Raw genomic sequence first — 1943 nt, 5'->3', positions numbered from 1 at the left:
GCACCGTCCTGGTTGATCGCCGAACCCCGCACCACCGCAAGGACCGGGTGACCGTTCCTACGGGCATCCGACAGCCGCTCCACGAGCAGCATGCCGACACCCTCACCCCAACCGGTCCCGTCCGCACCAGCCGCAAAAGCCTTGATCCGACCGTCCTCCGCCAACCCACGCTGACGGCTGAAATCGACGAAGTTCTCCGGCGTCGACATGACGGTGACACCGCCCGCCAGCGCCAGCGAGCACTCACCGTTGCGCAGTGCCTGGATCGCCCAGTGCAGCGCCACGAGGGACGACGAGCACGCCGTGTCGACGGTGACCGCCGGACCCTCCAGCCCGAAGACGTAGGAGACGCGGCCCGACATGACGCTGCCCGCGTTGCCCGTGCCGACGTGGCCTTCGAGGCCGTCCTGGTCGCGGGTGATGAGGGAGAGGTAGTCCTGGCCGTTGGTACCGACGAAGACACCGGCGCGGCTGCCGCGCAGCGACGTCGGGTCGATGCCGGCCCGCTCGAAGGCTTCCCAGGAGGTCTCCAGCAGCAGGCGCTGCTGCGGGTCCATGGCGAGGGCCTCGCGCGGGGAGATCCCGAAGAAGTCCGCGTCGAAGTCCGCCGCCCCCGCGACGAAGCCGCCCTCGCGGGTGTACGAAGTCCCCGGCTGGTCCGGGTCGGGGCTGTACAGGCGGTCCAGCTTCCAGCCGCGGTCGGCCGGGAAGGCGTCAACCGCGTCCGTACCCTGCGCAAGCAGCTCCCAGAGGTCCTCGGGGGTGCTGACCCCGCCGGGGAAACGGCAGCTCATGGCGACGATGGCGATCGGGTCGCCGTCGACGGCCGCGACGACGGGGAGCATGGCGCCGGAGACCGGGACGCTGCCGACGAGCTCCTCTCGGAGGTACTCGGCCAGCGCGGCGGACGTCGGGTAGTCGTAGACGAGGGTGACGGGCAGCCGCAGCTCGGTGGCCGCGTTCAGGCGGTTGCGCAGCTCGACCGCGGTGAGGGAGTCGAAGCCGAGCTCCTTGAAGGCGCGTCCCGCACCGACCGCGTCCGCGCTCCCGTGTCCGAGGACGGCAGCAACGTGCGTACGGACCAGGCCGAGCAGCTCTCGTACCTGATCGGCGGGGGCGAGCGCGGCGAGCCGCGCGCCGAGGTTGACGGCGCCGTCGGCCTGCGCGGACGCGGCCCGGTCGGCACGGTCCTCGGCGGCCGAGCGGGTCGTGCGGACCTCGCTGAGCTCGTCGAAGAGGGTGCTGCCTCGTACGGCGGTGTGGCCGGAGAGGTACTGCTCCCAGACGACGTCGGCCACGGTGAGGGAGGCGTCCGTACCGGCCGCGGCCTGGCCGAGCGCACGGATCGCCGCGCTCCCGTTCATGGGCGGTACGCCGTCCCTGCGCATCCGGGCTTCGAGAGCCTCGTCGGCGGCCATGCCGCCTTCGGCCCACGGACCCCAGGCGATGGACGTCGCGGCCAACCCGGCCGCCCGCCGTTGCTCGGCGAGCGCATCCAGATAGGCATTCGCAGCGGCGTAGTTGGCCTGGCCCGCCGAGCCGATCGCCCCACTCATGGAGGAGAAGAGGACGAAGGCATCAAGCTCGATCCCCAGCTCAACCGTGAGCTCGTGCAGGTTGAGCGCGGAGGTGGCCTTGGCCCGCAGCACGCTCTCGAACCGTTCCGGCGTCAGCGCATCCAGCACGCCGTCATCCAGCACCCCAGCCGTATGCACCACCGCCGTCAGCGTGCCGGCCTCGGCAGTCAACAGGTCCCGCAACGCCCCCCGATCAGAAACATCACAAGCGACAACGGACACATCGACACCCAGCTCGGCCACCAACTCCGCCACACCAGGAGCATCCGGCCCACGGCGACTGGTCAGCACCAGACGCTCAACACCCGCACCAGCCAGCCAACGAGCAACCCGGCCACCCAACGCACCCGTACCACCCGTCACCAG

Annotated in this window: 1 protein-coding gene; it reads right to left on the bottom strand. The window is 71.0% G+C overall.

What is annotated here, in order from left to right:
- Positions 1-1943, bottom strand: a 1943-nt coding sequence (locus tag ABZY31_RS31185; protein ID WP_356417048.1) for a type I polyketide synthase, incomplete at both ends; no start/stop codon positions are given.

The sequence above is a fragment of the Streptomyces sp. NPDC006529 genome, assembly GCF_040611795.1.
Classification (GTDB): domain Bacteria; phylum Actinomycetota; class Actinomycetes; order Streptomycetales; family Streptomycetaceae; genus Streptomyces.
This window is presented reverse-complemented; position numbering and strand designations above follow the sequence as displayed.